Origin of the sequence: Acidiphilium sp. PA (genome assembly GCF_026191915.1) — a bacterium.
Classification (GTDB): domain Bacteria; phylum Pseudomonadota; class Alphaproteobacteria; order Acetobacterales; family Acetobacteraceae; genus Acidiphilium.
This window is the reverse complement of record NZ_JAIMBY010000024.1, coordinates 1-18428: the sequence shown is the minus strand read 5'-3', so window position 1 is coordinate 18428 and position 18428 is coordinate 1. Positions and strand designations below refer to the sequence as shown.

Sequence of the window (18428 nt, the reverse complement as noted above, 5' to 3'; positions counted from 1 at the left end):
CGGGTCAGCGAGCGCCTTCTCGCAAGAGGATGACGCGAATCGTCGCGACGCAAATCCGAATGTCCATCATAAGGCTGCGATGCTTAATATAATATAAATCATACGCCAGTTTTCGACGCGCATCCTCGACCGAGGCACCGTAAGGGTAGTTCACCTGCGCCCAGCCGGTGATGCCCGGCTTGGCGACGCTGCGGTCCCGGTAGTGCGGGATCTGTGCTGCGAGATTATCGACGAAATGCGGCCGCTCCGGGCGGGGGCCGATCACGCTCATCTCGCCCTTCAGCACGTTGAACAACTGGGGTAGTTCATCGATCCGCAGCAGCCTGATGATCGCCCCGACCCGCGTCACCCGCGGGTCGCGCTGGGTGGCCCAGACAGGTGCGCCGGCCTGTTCGGCATCGACCTTCATGCTGCGGAATTTCAGGATCTCGAACGGCTCGCCGAACAGCCCGACCCGGGTTTGGCGGTAGAACACCGGCCCTTTGCTGTCGAGTTTGATCGCTACGGCAGTCGCGAGCAGCACCGGCGCGGTGAGGATCATGATGAACAGGCTGAGGATGATATCAAAGCTGCGCTCGATGAAACGGCGCGCGATTCCACCGCCCAACGTGTCGCCATAGGCGAGCCAGCCATTCGAGAGCAGATCGATGTCGATCGATTTCGATGAGATTTCGCGAAATTCGATCTCGTTGAGCACACGTATGCCCGCGGTGCGGCATTTGATCAGCGTCTGATCATCGACCAAAGGACGAAATTCGGATGGCACGACGATCGTTGTTACGCCTTGACGCTTCAGCTCGTGGGCGTCGGCATTGCGAAAATTCTCGCAGGTGATCGAGGTGATCTGGCGATGGGGAGTGCCCGGTTGCTGAACCCGGATGTCCCCGAATGACACGATTGCTGAATTTGCTGAGTTCATGGCGGTACGAAGCGTCCCCGGATAAAAATTATCATTCAAAATGGTAATATAGCCCTGGAAATCATTTTTCTTGTCTTAACATCCCACCCGCTGCCTCGATCAATTAACCTGGACAACACAACTTAACGACCGATTAAGGCGAAAACAGGCCGCACGACGCACGGCGGATCGGATACCTGAGACAAAGCGTCCGGCAATCACAAAAATCACCGCAGACTCCGCCATGCGTCCACTAAACCCGTATCTAATTATGGATAATTCTCTAAATTTGTAATACATCTCAAAAATCGAAGTGAAACGCGAAGTCTCACCGCCACATTATTAACACAGGTTGGAGATTAACAAATTGTCGCATCTACGTCAATTGCGTACAGGAGACAGCGAGAAATTTGTCTTTGACGGCCAACCAAAAAACATATAATGTAGAAAATCATGGCACAAATCATTTAAATTTACATTAGATCACGTGTGGTTTCGCCTCAATTTTAAGATATTTCTGCTGTTGCGTTTTTCACGATGTTAACGCATCTCGTTATCGGCTATGCTATTATCTCGGATAGGAGGCCGCCGCCGGGTCCGGTCGCGGAGCACTGCATGCATTTAGTTGAGAGAATTTGATGGAAAATATACGTATGAAGGGCGAACGGCTGGAGGGGCGGGACAATAATCTCCGGCCAACCGGTCAGGAGCGTCGTTTTTCGCGGTATGGCACCATACAAGGTACACGCAGCCCACGCCGGTTGAGCCGGGGCTGGCTTGCACCGGTCGTGGTGGGGCTTGGCCTGCTCTCGCTCTCGGCATGCACGGCGACAGACGGTTCGTCGGTGCGGCCGCCTCCAGCCTCCACCGCCGCTTTGCCCTACCGGATCGGGCCCGCGGATACGTTGAGCGTTTTTGTTTACGGCGCGCCCGATCTGAGCGTGCATGGCATCCCGGTTCGCCCGGACGGCCGGATTGCCATACCGCTGGTGCCCTCGATCGTCGCGGCCGGTAAAACGCCGCAGCAACTCGGCTTGGAAATCAAGCACAAGCTGTCGAAATTCGTTCGCGATCCCAATGTCACCGTCATCGTCGACAGTTTTCACGGCATGATGGGGTCGGAAATTCGCGTGATCGGCGGCGGGTCCAAGCCCATTGCCGTTCCTTACGTGGACCATATCACCATGCTGGATCTGTTGACCGACATGGGCGGGCTGCCGAAATTCGCCGCCGGCAACGATGCGTATGTGATCCGGCGCACGCCGCAGGGCGATCGGAAAATTCCGGTCAAACTGGGCGCGCTGATCAACCGGGGTGACATGTCGCAGGATATCCCGCTGATGCCGGGCGATGTCGTGGTTATTCCGCAAACAATGTTCTGAGGGCGACCGATGGAAGACGTCATTGCTCTTGGGCTGCGCATCGCCGGTGGCGCGTGGCGTAAACGCTGGCTCGGCATCGCTGTGGCCTGGGTGATCTGCCTGATCGGCTGGGCCGCGGTGATGACGCTGCCGCCGAAATATGAGTCGAGCGCGCAGCTTTACGTGGCGGCCGATCCGGTACTGACCCCACTGTTGGAGGGCATCGCCATCAATGGCAACACGCGCGAGGAGTTCAGTCTCTTGCAGCGCACCTTGCTGAGCGATCCCAACCTCAACACCTTGCTCGACAAAACGGGTCTCGGCCTGCAGGCTCAGGGGCCTGGCGCGCGCGAAGCCATGATCCGTGCGCTGCGCAGCCAGATCGAGATCGTGCCCCAGACCGACAATCTGTTCACGATCCACTACCAAAGTCCCAACCCGAAAAAAGCCTTCCAGGTCGTGCAGGGGCTGGTCAATATCTATGTCGAGCGCGCCTCGGTCCGTAACCAGGGGGATATCGACAATGCCAGAACCTTTCTTGATTCCCAGATCACCTATTTCCACACCCAGCTGAAGCAACTGGAACAGCGCCGCGCTGCGTTTCAGGCGAAATATCTGCAATTGCTGCCGGGTGCGAATGGCGTGTCAGCGTTCGAGCAGGAACAGGCCAAGGTTCGCCAGCTGAACGGCGCGCTGGAGGACGCGGTTGCCGAGCGCAGCATCATCGAAAAGCAGCTCGCGAGCACGAAGCCGCTGCTGACCGGCGCGCAGGCGCTGTCGACCGGTGGCGGTGGGGCAGGGCTGGCGGCAGCCGAATCGCGGCTGGCGGAACTGAAGCAACAATATACCGACGCTTATCCCGGCGTGATCGCGGCCCAACGGCAGGTCGATGCTTTGAAACGGATGGCAAGTGGCGGCCCCGCGGCCGGGGGCGTCGCGACGCCGGCGATCGCCAATCCCGTCTATGAGAAACTGCGGCTCGAATTGCTGAAGATCGACACGGCCCTGTTTTCCCTGCGCCGCCAGATCAAGGCCTCGACCGCCGAGCGTGACCGTTTGGCGGCGCTGGCCAAGTCACAGCCAGGCATCGAGGCGAAATACATCAATCTTGATCGTAACTATTCGGTGCTTCAGAAGGAATACCACAGCCTGATCGAGCGGCGTGAGGCGATGCGCATCGGCGCGGCTGCCAATGTCGATGCCAATCGCATCCAGCTGCAGGTGATCAATCCGCCGCAGGTCCCCCGTCTGCCGGTCGCCCCGAACCGGCCGCTACTCCTGGTCGCGGTCCTCGTGCTGGGGCTGGCCGCGGGTGTTGCGGTCGCGGCGCTGCTGGCTGAACTCGAAGGCCGCTACGAAACGCTCGATGATTTGAAAAAACTGGGCCTTCCGGTGATCGGTGGCATCTCCGATATGCGCAAGCGTGCCAGTAACGCCGGTTCGATCCTGCTCGCCGCCGGCGCCGTGGCATTATTGTTCGTCATTTTCAGTGGATTCATGATTGGAACCGTTCTCATGCAGAGGTTCGCATGATCAATAACAAGCCACCGCGCCATCTCGCCGAGCGTGTCGCAGCCGAATTGCTGCCGGATGCCATCGCGGGCCTCGATCGCGCCTCCTCCCGGGTCGGTCCATCGCCCATCGGTCCATCGCCCGTCGGTCCTTCGTCCGTCGCTCCGTCGCCCGTCGGCCCCAAGGACCGTGAGACGATATTGCGTCCGGTCGAACGCGTGCCGCCTCTGATCGAACCGCAGGCGCCCATACCGCGCGGCGAAATCATCTCACGTCAATCGATGGAGGACGCCGGCATGGTCGTCGCTCGCGGCCGCCGCGATCAGGCGGGTGAAGAATTCCGGATCGTGCGTCAGCACATTCTGCAATCGATCGCGGCGATGGACGGCAAGACAGACAGTCCTGGCACCGTTTGCCCCAATGTCGTGATGGTCACCAGCGCGAAACACGGTGAGGGCAAGAGTTTCACCGCGCTCAACCTCGCGACGATTCTTGCCGAAGGCGGCGATCGTCCGGTGGTCCTGATCGATGCCGACATCGGCGGCAATTCGCTGTCGCATCATTTCGGCGTGGACTCACGGCCGGGGCTGCTGGACCTTGCGGTGTCACCGCGCCAACTCGCCAACACCCTGGCGCTTCCGACCGAGCCGGATAATCTGACGTTCATTCCCATCGGTGGCGGGTCCAATGTCGATGAGCGGAGCGATCTGTCGTCGCGGCAACCGGTGCGCGCGCTGATCGAGCGGCTGGCAACCCAGTTTCGCGACAGCATATTGGTGGTCGACAGCCCGGCCTGCCTGTCCAACAGCGATCCGATGGAACTTGCCGCGGTCGTCGGGCAGATCGTTCTGGTGGTCGAGGCCGGGCAGACACGGCGCAAGGATGTCGAGGGCGCACTCGATATGATCGACGCCTGCCCGAATATCAGCCTGGTTCTGAACCGCATGACCCAGCGGGGTCGCGGTAGTTTTGCGTTGTGATGCCGAACGCCCGGCGGCTGCCGGTGAGCGGTCGGGTCGTCCGGATTCGTTTGACTGGTTGATCGCGTCGATTCATGCTCCTGTACTTAAGGTTGCAAAAGAAAAGGTTTGGGGATGCGAGCAGGTCGAAGTTTAGCGGGTGTTTCACGGATTGCCCTGGCGGTCGGCGTTGCCGCAGCCGGGGCGTGCGGGCTCGCCCGCGCTGATGGCGGTCTCGGGAATGGCACCGTCGCGGCGTCATCGAGCGATACCACCGCGGCATCCACTGCCGGGAGCGGCTCGGCTGTGTTGAATCCCGCGGCCTCCGGGCTGGAAACACTCGGCGGCGCGCCGCCATTCGGCAGCGCCGTGCGGCTCGGCAATGTGGGGACGCTGTTGAACGCGCCGCAATCGGCGGGGTTCGGCGGCGGCCCTGGCGGCTCGGGAACGGGCGCGGCTCCGGCACCTTATTTGACGATCGTGCCCTCGATCGGCGCATCCGAGCAATTCGTGACCGGTGGTAGCTACGGCGCAAACGGGCGCAGCGGCCATGAATTCGTCACGTCGATCAATCCTGCTCTGCTGGTCAATGGCGCAACGCCCCGCACGACATTCACGCTGGAGTACAATCCGAGCATTCAGTTCTATTCCAACCAGCCCCAGTCGAACGGTATCAACCAATCGCTCGACGGCGTCATCGATGCGACGCTGCTGCCCCGCTCATTGACGGTCGAGGCACGGGCCTACGCCACCGATCAGGCGACTTCGGGCGGGTTATCGCCTGGCGGCACCTCGATCTACAATAACAACAACACCACGTTGACGCAGAGTTATTCCGTAACACCGTCGTTCAACGACGTGTTCCGCCTCGGCACGCTCAACCTGCTGTATTCCGCGCAATACACCCGCCAGTCCGGCGCTTCGGCCTATCTGCCCGGCGCCAATCAGCCGTATTTTCAGACCAATAATCTGTTCGCGCAGACCGAGGCCGGCAGTTTCACCACGATCCCGTTTTTCGAACGCTTCGATGATACGCCGAGTTTCTCGGCGACCGAGGACGATGGCACGGGTGTGCTCAGCGGCGCGCACCAGTATTTCATCGCCGATAAGCTGCGCTATGGGCTGACCCCTTACGTCGTGTTGTCGGCCTCCGGCGGCTATGAGGATATCGCCTATTCCGGCATCCCGCCGACCCTGATCCGTGATGCAACCTGGAGCATCGGCACCACCATCCGCTTCCCCGAGGGCGGCGTGCTGAAGGCGCGGTATCAGCATATGTACGGCTTCAATTCGCCTTACATCCGGTTCGATTACCAACTGACCGCCCGCACCACACTGGCGGCCTCCTATTCGGAAGTGCTGTCAACCCAGCAGCAGGGTATCGGTCTTGGCGTTGCGTCGAGCGGTGTCAACAGCGTCGGCCTGCCGGTCGGCGGTCTCACCGGCCAGCCGGTGCTGCTGACCAACCAGTCCCTCAGCGTGCAATCCGGCCTGACAAAAAACAAACAGCTCTCGGCATCCCTCACCACGCAATTCACCCGCGATGTCGTTTCGGTTTCGTTCCAGTCCTATCAGGATACGCTGGTCGCGACATCGCCGGGGCTCGCGGGCTTCTCGCAGAAAAGCGCCTCGATCTCGCTGTCGGAATCACACGAATTGTCCGAACGGATGAACGCGCTGTTCTACCTCAACTACGGACGCACGTCCTCCCCCGCGCTTGGCGCGTCCACCACATCCACCTACGGCGCCAGTGCCGCACTCACCTACCGGGTATCGCCGACGCTCTACGCCAATACGCAGATCAGCGTGACCAACCAGGGCTACAACAGTTTTGGCGGCGGCGGCATCGGGTATTCCGGCTACGGCAACAACGGCGTGGAGACAATCTTCACGGTCGGTATCCAGAAAACCTTCTGAAAGGGACCCCGTGTTTCTCGAACACCTCGGCCTGGCGGACATGCCCTTCCGGCTTACACCGGATGATCGGTATTACTATGCCAGCAGCGAACACAGCCGCGCGCTGTCGCATCTGCTGTTCGGCCTGGCGCAGAGCGAGGGGTTCGTGGTCATCACCGGCGAGGTCGGCGCCGGCAAGACCACGCTGGTCGAACGGCTGACGGCGCAGCTCAACGAAGCAACCTACCGGCTCGCCAGTATCTCGACCACGCAAATCAATGCCGAAGACATTCTGCGCCTGATCGCCGCGGATTTCGGCCTGTCGGCGGCCGGCGACAAGGCGACCTTGCTGCTCCGCCTGAAGGAGCGCTGGCGGGCCGACCGGTTACGCGGCCGCCGCGCCCTGATCGTGGTCGACGAGGCGCAGGGTCTCGCCCCGGCGACGCTCGAAGAGCTTCGCATGCTCTCGAACATGGCCGAGCGCGGCCAGGCGCTGGTGCAGATCGTGCTGCTCGGCCAGCCGCAATTCCGCGACCTGCTCGCCCACCCCGATCTCGATCAGTTGCGCCAGCGCGTGCTGGCCTCCTACCACCTCGGCCCGCTCACCCGCGCGGATACCGAGGCGTATATCCTGCACCGTTTCACCGCCGCCGGCGGCAAGGCGGAAGGGTTTTTCGACGCGGCCGCGCTCGATGCGATTTTCGAGGCAACCGGCGGCCTGCCGCGCCGGATCAACCGGTTGTGCAGCCGCATCCTGCTGAACGCCGCCCTCGAACATTATGCGGTGATCACTGCCGACATCGTCGGCCCGATCGTGCGGGAACTCGAGACCGATCTCGAAGGCCGACCAGCCGCGACCCCACCCGCGGCGCCCGGCGAGATCGGCCGCGATCAGGGTGATCAGGTGGTTGATCGTCTGTTTCAGGTCATCAAATCCCGCAATGAGCCCTGAACCCACGATGACGGCGTCCACACCCATCGCCAATGCCCTGACCATCGATGTCGAGGATTATTTCCAGGTCCAGGCCTATGCCGGCGCGATCGATCGCGCCGATTGGGACAAAATCCCCCGCCGCGTCGAAGCGAATACCGATCTGATCCTCACCGCCCTGGCCCGGCACGCCACGCGCGCGACGTTCTTCACTCTCGGCTGGGTCGCCGAACGCCACCCCGCGCTGATCCGCCGCATCACCGCCGCCGGGCATGAGCTGGCCAGCCACGGCTACGGCCACCAACTTGTCACCGAGCTCACGCCGCAGCAGTTCCGCGACGATCTCACCCGCGCGAAATCGATCCTGGAAGAGATCGGCGGCGTCGCCGTCGCCGGCTATCGCGCCCCGACGTTTTCGATCGGACCACGCAACCCCTGGGCATGGGATGTGCTGGCCGAAACCGGCCACACGTACAGCTCCAGCGTGTTTCCGGTCCGTCACGACCTGTACGGCGCGCCCTCGGCACCGCGCGGCCCCTACCGGCCGGCATCGTGCAAGCTGGTCGAAATCCCGATGACCACGGTGCAGATGTTCGGCCGCAACCTGCCCTGCGCCGGCGGCGGCTATTTCCGGCTGCTGCCCTACGCCGCCTACCGGTTCGGCGTGCGCCACCTGCACCGGCGCGAGCGCAGGCCCGCGATTTTCTACTCCCACCCCTGGGAGTTCGACCCCGCGCAACCCAGCGTGCCGGCCGCGAAATGGTCGTCGCGCTTCCGCCACCGGGTCAATCTGGCACGCATGCCGGCACGGCTCGACGATCTGCTGGCCGATTTCACCTGGGACCGGATGGATCGGGTCTTCGCCGATGTCATCGCCCGCGCCGCCGCATGAGCATCACCTGCCGCGTCATGACCGATGACGATCGCGCCCGCTGGGACGATTTCGTGCTGGCGCATCCCGCCGGGCATTTTTTTCACCGCGCCGCCTGGCAGGACGTCATCAAAACCGCGTTCGGCCAGCGCCCCTATTTCATGCTCGCCGAACGCGCCGGCGCGATCTGCGGCCTGCTGCCGCTGGTGCACATGAAATCCCGCCTGTTCCACCGCAACACGCTGGTCTCGACCCCGTTCTGCGTCTACGGTGGCCCGATCGGCTCGGATGATGCCGTGACCGAAGCCCTGATCGAGGCGGCAACCGGCATGATGCGCCAGCTCGGCGCGGATTCGTTCGAACTCCGCAGTATCGACGATCCGGTCCAACGCCCGGGCTGGCAGCCGGGGCCGCCGATCTACGACACATTCCGCCGCACCCTGCCGCCCGATGAGGACGCCTGCCTGAAATCGATCCCGCGCAAGCAGCGCGCGGTGGTCCGCAAAGGTATCGACCTCGGGCTGACCAGCCGGATCGACCGGGACTGGCGGCGTTTTTTCCACCTCTACGCCGAGAGCGTGCACAATCTCGGCACGCCGGTGTTCCCCGCGCGCTATTTCCGCCTGCTGCTCGATTGTTTCGGCTCCGATGCCGAGGTGCTGACCGTCTATGACGGCGATGCCCCGATATGCGCCGTGCTGTCGTTCGCCTACAAAGGCGAAATCTCGCCCTATTACGCCGGCGGCGGCACGGCGGCGCGCGGCAAGGGCGGCCATGATTTCATGTATTGGCAGGTGATGCGCCGCGCCATCGCGCTCGGGCTCGCAACGTTCGATTTCGGCCGCAGCAAGCGCGACACCGGGCCGCACAAGTTCAAGACGAACTGGGGCTTCACGCCGACGCCGCTCGGCTATCAATTCCTGCTGGAGCCCGGCGCCACATTGCCCGACACCAATCCGCTCAGCCCGAAATACCAGCGCAAGATCGCCCTGTGGAAGCGCCTGCCCCGCCCGCTCGTCAACGCGCTTGGCCCGATCATCGTGCGCGGGCTGGGCTGAACCATGCGCGACTTGCTCTATCTCTGCCACCGGATTCCCTACCCGCCCGACAAGGGCGACAAGATCCGCGCCTTTCACATGATCGAGCATCTGCGCGCCCGCTTCCGCATCCATCTCGGCTGCTTCATCGATGACCCGGCCGATGCGGTCCACATCCCCGCCCTGCGCGCGCGCGTTGCGAGTCTCGCCTGCATCCGGCTCGACCCAAGCCGCGCCCGCCTGCGCGCCCTGGCCCGCTGCCGCCCCGGCGCGCCGCTGCTGACCGGCTATTTCCACGACAATCACCTGGCGAACTGGGTCCGCCGCACCGCGCGCGATCACAAGATCGCACAGGTCATTGCCTATTCCGCCGCAATGGCGCCCTATGCCGAACTCGTTGCCAATACGCCGCATCTGTTAGACATGGTCGATATCGATTCCGAAAAATTCGCCGCCTACGGCCGCACCTCCCGCTGGCCGCAGCGCCTGGTCTGGGCACGCGAGGGCCGCACCCTGCTCGAATTCGAGCGCGCCTGCGTCCAACGCTTCGACCGCACCTTGTTCGTCTCGCAGGCCGAGCGCGATCATTTCGCAACCCTCGCGCCTGAATCCACAGACCTCACCATGGCGATCGGCAACGGCGTCGATCTCGATTATTTCGCCCCCGCGCCCCAGTTCCAACGGCCATTCCCCGCCGGGCGCAAAACCCTGCTGTTCACCGGCGCGATGGATTATCGCCCCAACATCGAGGCGGTCGTCTGGTTCGCCACCGAAATCCTACCGAAACTCGCCGCGCTGCACCCGTTGCTCGTCATCGTCGGTTCCAACCCCACCCCCGCGGTCCGCGCGCTCGAGCGGGCAGGGGTGGTGCAGGTCACCGGCCGCGTGCCGGACACCAGACCCTACCTCGCCCATGCCGATCTCGTCATCGCCCCGCTGCTGATCGGCCGCGGCGTGCAGAACAAGGTGCTCGAGGCCATGGCGATGGCCCGCCCCGTGCTCGCAACCCACGCCGCCTTCACCGGCATCGATGCGGTGCCCGGCCGCGATCTTCTGGTCGCCGACACGCCCGATGCCTGGGTCGCGCACGCCACCGCCGTCCTCACCGGCCGCCATCCGGCCATGGGCGAAGCCGCGCGCGCCGCCGTGCAGGCACACCATTCCTGGGCACAAACCCTCGCCCCGCTCGATGCGCTGCTCGGCGTCAGCCAGCCGGAAGCGCGAAAGATCCCCGCATGAGCGCCACCACCACCACAAGCCGCGGCCAACTGCACGTCCCGGGGCGCTATCGCGGCGCGCTGGCCGTGCTCGCCGCCGCCCTCCTGCTGATGGCCCTGGTCTTTCACGCTGAAATCGCCGCCGCGGTCCAGGTCTGGGCGGCATCCACCGCCTATAACCATTGCTTCCTGATCCTGCCGATCGCCATCTGGCTCGCGTGGGACCGCCGGGGCCGTCTGCGCGGCCTCACCCCCGCGCCGGATGCCCGTGCCATCGGCCTCGCCATCCCCTGCGCGATCGTCTGGCTCGCGGCCGATCGCCTGGGCGTGATGGAAGGCCGCCAGCTCGCGGCGATGGGCATGGTGCAGGCGCTCATCCTCGGCGTGCTCGGCTGGCCGGTGTATCGCGCCATGATCGCCCCCTTGCTCTATCTGGTGTTCCTCATCCCGTTCGGCGGCTTCCTGGTCCCCGCCCTCCAGCAATTCACCACCGATTTCGTCGATGTCGGGCTGAACCTGCTCGGCATCGCCTATTACCGCCACGGCTACACGGTCGAGATCGCCCAGGGCGCCTTCCACATCGCCCAGGCCTGCGCCGGGCTGCGCTTCCTGATCGCCGCCATCGCCTTCAGCGTGCTCTACGCCCTGCTGATCTTCCGCTCGACCGGCCGTCGCCTCAGCTTCATCATCATCAGCGTCGCGGTGCCGGTGGTGGCGAACGGCTTCCGCGCCCTCGGCATCGTGCTGCTCGGCCATCTGCTCGGCAGCGCCAAGGCGGGGGCGACCGACCACGTGCTGTACGGCTATATTTTCTTCTCGATCGTGCTGTTCATCCTGATCCTGCTCGGTCTGCCCTTCCGTCAGGACAGCGTGCGCCCCGGCGCGAACACCGTCTCGGTCGAAGGCGCACCACCCCCCGCCCTCGCAACCACGCTCCGCCCCGCCCTGGCCATCCCGGCCGCGGCCATCATGGTGGTCGGAATCGCAACCTTCGTCAGCGCCGAAGCCGCCGCCACGCCGGTTACCCTGCCGCCCGCCCCCGCCGGCTGCAGCCGCCTGCCCGGCACCCAACCCCTGCCAGCCGGCGGCCGCGCGATCCGCTACGCCTGCGCCCAGGGCATCACCGCCACCATCGCCGTCTTCCCGCCCCGCACCGACCCGAAACCCGTGTTCGACGCACGGCGCGCCCTGAGCCTGCAAGACACCCGCGAAGCCTTCATCAGCACCATCCACATCCCCGGCGCCGACCCGCCGGACTGGACCCTGGTCACCACCAAAAGCGGCCACCACACAACCGCCAGCGCCCTCTTCATCGACGGCCACGGCACCAACGGCAATCTGCGCACACGGTTGAAACTCGCCTGGACGGATTTGTTCGGCCACCCGACGCAACCGATGGCGGTGGTGTTGGAGGTGGGTGGCGCTGCAACCGCGCAGGCGCGTTTGCAGGCAGCCATCGGCAACATTAAACAGTAGATAAAGAATTATTTTTGGAAATCATTATGAAATCGAATCTTACCAAAACAAATTATTATAAGCCAAAGGTCTTCATATCAATACTAAATTGGAACGATGTAACAAATACGATTAGGTGCCTTGATCATATATTACGTCAAAATTACCCAAATTATAGCGTGGTTGTTGTAGATAACGGCTCTGATGATGATTCCTACAAAATTTTAAAAGAATTAAAGCGAGATTTTCATCTGATTCGATCAGAAATAAATCTTGGCTATACCGGAGGAAATAATATTGTAATTGATTATGCTCTCAATAATGGAGCTGACTACGTGTGGTTATTTAATAACGATGCGATAGCAAGCCAAGATATGCTTAGTATATTGGTCGATGAGAGCGAAAAAAGCCCAACGATCGGAATTGTTGGCCCGCTAGTAAAAGATTTAGATTCCGAGGCAACGCAGTTTGCTATTGGCGTATTTAACCTACGTACTCCCGTTTATCGACCTATTTACAATATAGACGAGGCGACTCAACTCATCGGAAGCTGCGAAAAAAATATTGCAATCGTTGGTACCGCAATGTTAATAAAGAGAGCCGTTTTCGAAAAAATTGGAAAATTAGATGTTGATATTTTCGCATATTGGGAAGATATAGATTTTTCAATCCGGAGTATCAACGCTGGTTTCGAAAATTCGATGAGCTTTGCAACTTCACTATTTCATCCATGTAAAGATACAAAGGGCGACCCTCGTTCAGTTAAGCCACATTATTACTATTTCATGACGCGAAATGAAATTTTGATGTGGCGCCGATATTGCCCGCGAGTAGCGTACTATCGTTCAATATACTGGACGTTTGAGCGACAAATTGGGCAAATAAATCGTATGCCGGACTATCATGAGGGCGTGGATGCGATTTTAGCGGGAATTTGGGACGGAATTATAGGTCGTGGCGGACCGTACCTCGTATCAGCGCGGCGACCTATGGGGTTCCTCCGAATTTTTATGAATATTTTTCAGAAAATTCAATCACAGAACTCGATTAAGTAATAAATTCATTCAGTCTTTGTGTCGATTGAGACCAGTTGAACTTCCTGATCGAGTGACTTCCAGTCAAAGCGATGCTAAGCCGTAAATCGTCATTCTCGATGAGTTCAGCGACAGCCTTTGCCAACAGATCGGGTCGCATCGGCGGCGTAACCAATGCTGTTTCGAGGTTGATTGCGTAATCCCGACATCCGCCGTTATCTGTTGTGACGAGTGCTGCCCCGCACGCCATCGCCTCACAGCCAGGAAGTCCCCAACCTTCAAAGTGTGAGGGGACAAAAAAAATTGCGTTGTTGTTATAGAACTCTCGTAACTGGCATTGGGTTGGATACTTCAGCCAAGTAATCCAAGAGGGGAGGTCGACTTTGTGGCTTCCAAACGCTGAGATCTTCAGTCGCTCGCCATAACGAGACCTTAATAGATTTGCTGCGGTTATCGCATCTGCGACGCCTTTGAATGATTCGCGGCGAACAGGAAAACCAATTGTGATCGGATCTCTTGACGCGGGATGGATGTCGATCCTAAATGAATCGAAATCAATTCCGCAAGGAATTAGGGCAGCAACTGTTCCTCCTTGGCTTTCGATCGTCTCTTTAACAATTGTTGATGAGGCAATTATTGTGAGATTCGAACGATAAGTTCTGGCAATCCTCTCTTTTGTTTCTTTGCTCGCGGTCATAAAATGTTCATAATCGTAAGCAATATACAGTTTCTTTTTAAATTTTTGCCTCTTATACACACTAATAGGTTCGGCTGTTTGCCAAGCTGATGCAATTACAACATCGCCACTTGGCAATGCACTTTCTCCTAAATTTCGAACTAATCGAATTTTAACGTCGTTTCGTAACGAATAGCTTTTGATAAGGGGACGATTTTTAATTCGTATCAAAGTCGACCAGATGAATGTTCTTACGTATGCCTTGACGTTATTGGTACCTATTGGGTACCTAGGAAATACGATTGTTACATCATGTCCGATGGCGGCGAGCATGTTGGCGTAAGCATATTGAACATGGTACCTCCCCCCCAATGGGAAAGTTATAATAAGCCGGTAGAGTTATGATAACTCGCACAGATGTGAGCTTTCCGTTAAACTGGTTGCTGCGGAAGTGATTTTGGCTGGCGAAGTAGCCTAATTGAGAAATTGAGATCGGCAAGCATGAATTTATTTAATGGCGTTAGTGTCGTCCTCCCCGCCTACAATCGGGCAGAATTGATTCCTGAAACGCTGGATCGCATTTTCGCGCAAACGATACAAGCGGCAGAAATCATTGTCGTGGATGATGGCTCGACCGATGCGACTAAAGCTGTCCTCGCAGGCTACGCCGACCGCATCCGCGCCATCCACATTCCGAATGCGGGCGAGTTGGTCGCCCGCAACACCGGTCTTCGCGCTGCCAAAGGCGATCTCGTCGCATTCTGCGACAGCGATGATCTCTGGAAATCGGACCATCTGGCGGAGATGGCGCAGTTCTGGTCAAGCGGGCAGGGGCCGATCGCCGCCTACGCCGATTTTCAGGAAGTGCGCGACGGCCAATGGGCTGCCACATCGAAATTCGCCAGCGCCCCGGCCGGGTACTGGAACGACGTGACGCCGGTCGATTCCACCCATGTCCTGTTCGACCGCCCGATCGTCAAGGACCTCCTGCAATTCCAGCCCTTCTTCCCCTCCTGCATGGTGGTCGATCGTGAGCGGTTCCTCGCCCTGGGTGGGTGGGACGAAGGGGTTAGCCGCATGGTCGGTTGCGATTTCGCAACCACCCTGCGAATCGCCGAACACCCGCCCATCGGCGTCCTGCGCCAGCCAACCGTCGGCATCCGCAAACACGCGGGTAATTTTTCCGGCGATGTGCAACGTATGAACCTCGGTGACGCCGATGTGCTGGAGTATGTTCTCGCCTCGCGCCCCTCGCTCGCCTCATCCGCCGCGGAAATTCGGCACTCCATTAACCACCGCCGTCTGGCGGCCTTCGATACCGCTTTTGCGCGGGGCGATTTCAACGCCGTAGGCGCCATTTCGCAGAAACTGCCCTCGACGGCGCTGACGCCTCGGCATCGGGTCAAAGCCATGATCTCAGATCTACCTGCACCAATCCGCCGCCTGGCATGGTCGATCTTGACACGCAACAATTGATGCCTGCTATCCTTGACAGAGAGTGGTCTTCGGTCGAGTTCAATGAAATGAATTTTCGTCGCATCCGCTATCACGCAACACGGCGCTCCCTCTCGCCGAAACTCGGTTTCGTGCACATGCCAAAGGCAGGTGGAACCGGACTGATCGCGGATATCGAGGCAACGCTTCGACCGCTGTGTGTAACCGGCGGAATCGATCGCTCCCAGACGGGCTCCTTCACCGCGTTCTCAACCGTTCCATCGGCGTTCCGTGGTGGTATCATTGTTGATCCGATGGAGATTCCAGCCGCAACTGACGTGATCGCTGGCCATTTCGCGCGTAAAACGATCGAAACGCGGTTTCCCGGCGCCAACCTGGTCACAATTCTGCGCGAGCCGCGCGCGCGTCTGCTCTCTCATTGGTTCTATCTCGGCAACTACACTGATGATGTTTTGGCACTCTACGGCGATTGGGGCCAAACGCTGGCCTTGGCGCGGCGCAGCCTCGCCAAGTTCATCAGCGCGCCGGCCATCGCATGCCATACCGATAATTTGATGACGCGTATGCTGCTCTGGCCACATGATCGCATTCCACCGGCGGGCTTCATCGCGCCGCAGGACGATGCCATGCTGATCGACGCCGCCCGCGCCGCCATTGATCGGTTCGCATTCGTCGATGTGCTCGAAAACCCCGCCATGCATGATCGCCTGATCCAGTTTTTACGACACGCCTATGGGCAGACGATCTGGAGCCGCCTGGAGCGTCTGATATATGCCCGACGCGGCGCGCCGCGTAACGAAGCAGCACCCCCAACACCAGGTGCCCGGCAAGCGATGGCCGATGAACTCACCGGTCGATGCCATGATCTGCTCGACCAGCGGTCCCGGCTCGACCGTCATCTCTGGCGTCACATCGCCGCGCGTGCCCTGCCACAGGCCGATCTCGATACGCTCGCGGAAACATCCTATCGGCGCACGGTCGATCGGTTCGATCGGTTGATCGCAGCCTCGCAACCGGCGCCGATAAACGATGCGGCATAGCCGCAAACCAACGTTCCGCGCTGCAACCAGCCCATGAGCCAGGATCGCCTGATCGTCATCATCCTGCATTACCGCGGGCTTGCGGACACAGCGGCCTGCCTCGCATCCGTCGTACCGCAGCATCACGCCGATCTCGCGATCCTGCTGGTCGATAACGCCAGCGGCGATGATCTTTCAGCGCTGCAAGCGCAATACGGCACCCAACTCAATGTGCTCCGCCTTGCGGAAAATCGCGGGTGGGCCGGCGGCAACAATGCCGGCATCGCCTGGGCCCGAAGGGAACAAGCCGGCATCGTCTGCCTGCTCAACAACGATACAATTGTGCCGCCCGGCGCGTTCGATCGCCTCGCCGCTGCGGCAAAACGCTGCGGACCTTGCCTGATGCACCCGGCAATCGACTATGCCAACCCGGCCGAAGGCGTCCAGCTCGACCCATCGGCCCTGCCCAACGCCCCGGAGTTCGCCTGCCAACTGCCCGATAACACAAAAGTGTTCAGGCTCGATTACGCGTATGGTGCGTGTCTTTTGATCCCGTTGGCGGTGTTCGATCGTATCGGCACGTTCGATGAACGGTTTTTCCTGCAATTGGAGGAAGCGGATTTCTATCATCGCGCCCGAAACGCAGGAATCCCCTCGCTCTGCCTGCCGTCGGTGCGGATCGTCCACGCCGAATCGCGCAGCTTTGGCGGCCGCGATACGCCGGATAAAACCTACTACATTACCCGCAACCGCCTGTTATTGGCTGAGAAATCACGCCCCCGCTGGCGCGCCTATCGTGCCGCGCTCCGCCTCATTCTATGGCGCGCAGATGAACGGGCAAACGGCTCGGTGCTGCGCTGGATTGTGTCCGGTCAGCCTCAGGCAAGGGCGATGCGGCAGGGGTTTCGCGACTATTGCCTTCGCCGCTTCGGTCGCCGGGTCAAGGTGCCTGAATAGTCGGCGTCGGCCAGTCCAGGCTGAATGATCCGATGATAATTCAGTGTCGGCCGATGCCGGAATTCTGGAATCGGGAAACCGTTTTTTAACACTCCCTCCGCGATACTCCGTCCAGAGACAAAACGGTCTCCTTGTTTCTACGAGGATTGTACCTTTTTCGCCCATTGTCTCATAAATCGCGAATATCACAGGTTGCGTTTTTTAGACAATGTCGCGTACAGTGATTTCGCGCGCGTTTTACAAAGCCGCGTAAAGCAACTGGGGGTTGCTTTCCTCGTGTTAAGCTGATTTTGCGCCCTTCAACCTTTGGGAGCTTTCATGTCAACAACGCTTACACCAACCGGTTTCACGGCCGCCCCCGTTGTGCCCCAGGCGGACAGCGCGGATCAGATCGTCGGGCTCAACCTGCAGAACACCTCGAACACGGCACTGGCCGCCCAACCAACCACGTTCGGCGAAACCTTCAAAGCCGGCGCCGTCAAAAGCACCGATCACCTCACCGCGACCATCAACGGCCAGGTGTATGCCGTGCAGATGGACGCCAAAACCTTCAACCCCGATGGCTCGGTCGCCATGGCGGTGCTGACGGTCGATGCTCCGGAATTGCCCGCCAACTCCACCACCGGCGTCATGCTCTCGGTCGGCGGCACGCCGAATGCGGGCCTGTCCGCCCCCGCCGCGAACCTGGTGAGCGCGTTACAGCACTATTCCCTCACGGCCACGCTCGACATCACCGCCAATGATGGCGGTGCCACCGGCACACAGACGATCAACGTGGCGCAGGACGTCGCGGCGGCGCTGAAAGCCGGGTCCGCGACAATGTGGCTCAACGGACCCCTCGCGCAGGAAGCCATCATCAGCATTCCGGTCTCAGGCTCGCTGCGGATCGAGGCGGATGTCACCGCCTATGCCAACGGCACGATCTCGGCAAACCTTCAGTTCAACAACGACGCCGCCATGCAAGCCGCGGGCGGCACCATCACCTATTCCACCAGCATCGTGCAGAACGGTGTGACGATCGCCACCCAACCCAGCCTGACGCAATACCAATATCAGGATTGGAGCACCACGGTCGGCACCGCGCCGGCGGCGGGTGCGCTGAATATTCAACACGATGTCGGGTATCTCGAGGCGACCGGCGCGGTTCAGA

15 protein-coding genes and 1 pseudogene are annotated in these 18428 nt (G+C 60.4%); 14 read left to right on the top strand and 2 right to left on the bottom strand.

The window, feature by feature from the left end:
* Positions 1 to 4: 4 nt before the first annotated feature.
* The gene (locus AruPA_RS18450) at positions 5 to 895 is read right to left on the bottom strand and encodes an exopolysaccharide biosynthesis polyprenyl glycosylphosphotransferase (protein WP_322784411.1); all 891 of its coding nucleotides are present in this window, start codon (positions 893 to 895) and stop codon (positions 5 to 7) included.
* Between the two features lie 641 nt (positions 896 to 1536).
* Between AruPA_RS18450 and AruPA_RS18445 the strand changes: the two genes are divergently transcribed.
* The 10 genes from AruPA_RS18445 (at position 1537) to AruPA_RS18400 (ending at position 13192) form a co-directional block, all read left to right on the top strand.
* Positions 1537 to 2280, top strand: a complete 744-nt coding sequence (locus AruPA_RS18445) for an XrtA/PEP-CTERM system exopolysaccharide export protein (protein ID WP_265638228.1) — start codon at positions 1537 to 1539, stop codon at positions 2278 to 2280.
* Positions 2281 to 2289: 9 nt separating this feature from the next.
* On the top strand, positions 2290 to 3792 hold the full coding sequence (locus AruPA_RS18440) for an XrtA system polysaccharide chain length determinant (RefSeq protein WP_265638227.1): 1503 nt from the start codon (positions 2290 to 2292) through the stop codon (positions 3790 to 3792).
* Positions 3789 to 4751, top strand: coding sequence for a P-loop NTPase (locus AruPA_RS18435; RefSeq protein ID WP_265638226.1), 963 nt, complete (start codon positions 3789 to 3791; stop codon positions 4749 to 4751). The genes AruPA_RS18440 and AruPA_RS18435 overlap by 4 nt, the downstream gene beginning before the upstream one ends.
* 114 nt (positions 4752 to 4865) lie before the next feature.
* The gene (locus tag AruPA_RS18430; RefSeq protein ID WP_265638225.1) at positions 4866 to 6647 is read left to right on the top strand and encodes a hypothetical protein; all 1782 of its coding nucleotides are present in this window, start codon (positions 4866 to 4868) and stop codon (positions 6645 to 6647) included.
* Positions 6648 to 6657: 10 nt separating this feature from the next.
* Positions 6658 to 7578 (top strand): ExeA family protein, encoded by a 921-nt coding sequence (locus tag AruPA_RS18425; protein WP_265638224.1) that lies wholly within the window; start codon positions 6658 to 6660, stop codon positions 7576 to 7578.
* A 7-nt stretch (positions 7579 to 7585) separates the two neighbouring features.
* Entirely contained in the window at positions 7586 to 8449 is an 864-nt protein-coding gene (locus AruPA_RS18420; protein WP_265638223.1) for an XrtA system polysaccharide deacetylase, read from the top strand.
* Positions 8446 to 9486: a FemAB family XrtA/PEP-CTERM system-associated protein gene (locus AruPA_RS18415; protein ID WP_265638222.1), complete on the top strand. Its 1041-nt coding sequence runs from the start codon at positions 8446 to 8448 to the stop codon at positions 9484 to 9486. Before AruPA_RS18420 ends, AruPA_RS18415 begins: the two co-directional genes overlap by 4 nt.
* 3 nt (positions 9487 to 9489) lie before the next feature.
* A complete protein-coding gene (locus tag AruPA_RS18410) occupies positions 9490 to 10704 on the top strand; it encodes a TIGR03087 family PEP-CTERM/XrtA system glycosyltransferase (protein WP_265638221.1) in 1215 nt (404 codons plus the stop codon).
* Positions 10701 to 12158 (top strand): exosortase A, encoded by a 1458-nt coding sequence (gene xrtA, locus AruPA_RS18405; protein ID WP_265638220.1) that lies wholly within the window; start codon positions 10701 to 10703, stop codon positions 12156 to 12158. The genes AruPA_RS18410 and xrtA overlap by 4 nt, the downstream gene beginning before the upstream one ends.
* 26 nt (positions 12159 to 12184) lie before the next feature.
* A complete protein-coding gene (locus AruPA_RS18400; protein ID WP_265638219.1) occupies positions 12185 to 13192 on the top strand; it encodes a glycosyltransferase family 2 protein in 1008 nt (335 codons plus the stop codon).
* Here the strand turns inward: AruPA_RS18400 and AruPA_RS18395 are convergent.
* Positions 13185 to 14180 (bottom strand): glycosyltransferase family 4 protein, encoded by a 996-nt coding sequence (locus AruPA_RS18395; RefSeq protein WP_265638218.1) that lies wholly within the window; start codon positions 14178 to 14180, stop codon positions 13185 to 13187. The genes AruPA_RS18400 and AruPA_RS18395 overlap by 8 nt on opposite strands.
* 168 nt (positions 14181 to 14348) lie before the next feature.
* Between AruPA_RS18395 and AruPA_RS18390 the strand changes: the two genes are divergently transcribed.
* From AruPA_RS18390 to AruPA_RS18375, 4 genes and pseudogenes are all read left to right on the top strand, one after another.
* Positions 14349 to 15323 carry a glycosyltransferase family 2 protein gene (locus AruPA_RS18390; protein ID WP_265638217.1) on the top strand — a complete coding sequence of 325 codons (975 nt, stop codon included), beginning with the start codon at positions 14349 to 14351 and terminating at the stop codon, positions 15321 to 15323.
* Positions 15324 to 15370: 47 nt separating this feature from the next.
* Positions 15371 to 16342: a hypothetical protein gene (locus AruPA_RS18385; protein ID WP_265638216.1), complete on the top strand. Its 972-nt coding sequence runs from the start codon at positions 15371 to 15373 to the stop codon at positions 16340 to 16342.
* Positions 16343 to 16375: 33 nt separating this feature from the next.
* Positions 16376 to 17278: a glycosyltransferase family 2 protein gene (locus AruPA_RS18380; protein WP_265638215.1), complete on the top strand. Its 903-nt coding sequence runs from the start codon at positions 16376 to 16378 to the stop codon at positions 17276 to 17278.
* A 318-nt stretch (positions 17279 to 17596) separates the two neighbouring features.
* Positions 17597 to 18428 (top strand): annotated as a pseudogene (locus AruPA_RS18375) (hypothetical protein); the annotation flags it as partial.